The organism is Modestobacter sp. KNN46-3, assembly GCF_011039295.1.
Genome location: NZ_JAAKGN010000277.1, coordinates 1 through 2,923 on the forward strand (window position 1 = coordinate 1; position 2,923 = coordinate 2,923).

The 2,923-nt window shown below is 73.0% G+C and carries 2 protein-coding genes; both read left to right on the plus strand.

The window, feature by feature from the left end; all coding sequences use genetic code 11:
• Positions 1 to 279: 279 nt before the first annotated feature.
• Entirely contained in the window at positions 280 to 2,541 is a 2,262-nt protein-coding gene (locus G5C62_RS26425) for a sodium-translocating pyrophosphatase (RefSeq protein ID WP_164703331.1), read from the plus strand.
• A 121-nt stretch (positions 2,542 to 2,662) separates the two neighbouring features.
• The coding region (locus tag G5C62_RS26430) for a hypothetical protein (protein ID WP_164703330.1) at positions 2,663 to 2,923 on the plus strand (261 nt) is incomplete at its 3' end.

Here is a 2,923-nt window from a genome sequence, read left to right on the forward strand (position 1 = left end):
CCCGGCAGCGCGCCACCGGCCGGGTCGGGCACCGACTCCGGCGGCGCGTCCGCGGGTGGCCGGACGGAGCGCAGGGACGTCACCACCCCACTGTCACACCGGTGCGCAACCCACTGCCCGGCCCACCCGGTCAGATGACGTCCCGTGTGAACGGGATCACACGGGGGTCTGGCGGCGGGCCTGCCTCCTGCGGCACAGTGCGTCCCACGCCGGGCCCTCCCGAGCGAGAGCCCGGGGGCGGCTGGCCGGTGCGCGCCCCACCTCGCCTCGGAGGAACACATGCCCGACGCCGACCTGTCCGGAGGAGACCTCGCCCTGGTGGCGATCGCGCTCCTCATCTCCCTCGCCGCCCTCGGCTTCGCCGCCTGGCTGGTCCGCGCGGTCCTGGCCGCCGACCAGGGCACGGCGTCGATGCAGGAGATCGCGAAGGCGATCCAGGAGGGCGCCGGGGCCTACCTGAGACGGCAGTACCGCACGCTCGCCGTCTTCGCCGCCATCGTCTTCGGGTTGCTGCTCCTGCTCCCGGTGGCCGACGGCGGCCTGGGCACCCGGCTGGGCCGCGCGGCCTTCTTCCTCGTCGGGGCCGGGTTCTCCGCCGCGGTCGGCTTCATCGGGATGACCCTGGCCACCCGCGGCAACGTCCGGGTGGCGGCCGCGGCGGCCGCCGGTGGGCACCGGCCCGCTTTCCGCATCGCGTTCCGCACCGGCGGTGTCTGCGGGATGATCACCGTCGGCCTGGGGCTGTTCGGGGCCTCGCTGGCGCTGCTGCTGTTCCGGGACACCGCGCCGATCGTGCTGGAGGGGTTCGGCTTCGGCGGGGCGCTGCTGGCGATGTTCATGCGCGTCGGCGGCGGCATCTTCACCAAGGCCGCCGACGTCGGTGCCGACCTGGTCGGCAAGGTCGAGGCCGGCATCCCGGAGGACGACCCGCGCAACGCGGCGACGATCGCGGACAACGTCGGGGACAACGTCGGCGACTGCGCGGGCATGGCCGCCGACCTCTTCGAGTCCTACGCGGTGACGCTGGTGGCCGCGCTGATCCTCGGCCAGATCTTCTTCGGTCCGGTGGGGATGGTGTTCCCGCTGGTGGTGGCCGCGATCGGGGTGATCGCCTCCGTGGTCGGCATCCTGGCGAGCAACCCCAGCAGCAACGACCGGAATTGGATGGCCCCGATCAACCGCGGCTTCTTCCTCTCCGCCGCCGTCTCCCTGGTGCTGGTCGCGGCGGCGGCGTTCACCATCCTGCCGACGATCTCCGACGGTCTGGACATCGCGGTCAGCCCGCAGGTGCTCGGTTTCCTCTCCGTGCTCATCGGCATCGTGCTGGCCGCCGCGATCCAGCAGCTCACCGGCTACTTCACCGAGACCTCCCGCCGGCCCGTCCGCGACGTGACCCGCAGCTCGCTCACCGGCCCGGCCACGGTGATCTTGTCGGGCATCTCCCTGGGCCTGGAGTCGGCCGTCTACGCGGCGCTGCTCATCGGCACCGCCGTCTACGGCGCCTTCCTCATCGGCGGCGCCGCGGCGCTCTACGCGGTCGCGCTGGCCGGCTGCGGGCTGCTCACCACCGCCGGGGTGATCGTCTCGATGGACACCTTCGGTCCGGTGAGCGACAACGCGCAGGGCATCGCGGAGATGTCCGGGGACATCGACGAGGAGGGCGCCCAGGTCCTCACCGACCTGGACGCCGTCGGCAACACCACCAAGGCGATCACCAAGGGCATCGCGATCGCCACCGCCGTGCTGGCGGCCACCGCCCTGTTCGGCTCCTACAACGCCAGCCTGATCGTCGCGTTGGACGAGGCCGGGTCAGACCTCGGGAACGCCCTCACCCTGGTCTCCCCGAACAACGTCGTCGGCGCCGTCGTCGGCGCCGCGGTCGTCTTCCTCTTCTCCGGGCTGGCGATCAACGCGGTGTCCCGTGCCGCCGGCCGGGTCGTGTTCGAGGTGCGCGAGCAGTTCCGCACGCACCCCGGGATCATGGACTACAGCGAGCGCCCCGACTACAGCCGTGTGGTCGACATCTGCACCCGGGACTCGCTGCGGGAACTGACCACCCCTGGCCTGCTCGCGGTCCTGGCGCCGGTCGCGGTCGGCTTCGGACTCGGGTTCGGCCCGCTGGCCGCCTACCTGGTCGGTGCGATCGCCACCGGCACCCTGATGGCGGTGTTCCTGGCCAACTCTGGCGGCGCCTGGGACAACGCCAAGAAGATGGTCGAGGACGGCGCGCACGGCGGGAAGGGCAGCCCGGCGCACGAGGCGACCATCATCGGCGACACCGTGGGCGACCCGTTCAAGGACACCGCCGGCCCGGCCATCAACCCGTTGCTCAAGGTGATGAACCTGGTCGCGCTGCTGATCGCCCCGGCCGTCGTCGGACTGTCCGTCGGCGAGGGCGCCAACACCGCGCTGCGGCTGTCGATCGCCATCGGTGCGGTCCTGGTGATTGTGGTGGCCGTCGTGGTCAGCAAGCGGCGGTCCAGCGTCGTGGGCGGCGAGACCGACACCCCGGCCGAGGAGCTCACCGAGAAGGCCTACTGACCGGCGGGTTGTGGAGAGCGGCACCGGGTGTGGACGACGGGCTCCGGAGGGGGAGCCGGGCTCCCTAGCGTCCCTCGCGCCGGTCCCGCCCGGGGCCGTGGTCCGCCGCCGGGAGGCACGTGTGTCCGATCTGATCGACGTCCAGCTCGACGCGCTCGGGGAGCTGCTGGGCGAGCTCGCCGCGCTCGGTGTCGAGCTGGAGGAGGAGGAGCGGCTGTGCGCCTCCGCGGGGCGGGCGCTGGGCACCGCGCTGGAGGGGGCGACCTTCGCGCTGTGGGAGCCGCCGCTGACGGAGCGGACCGGCGAGCACGGTGCGCCGCTGCGCCGGTCGGCGGCCGCCGACGCGGCCGGGCTGCTGGCCGACCTGGTCGAGCAGAACGCC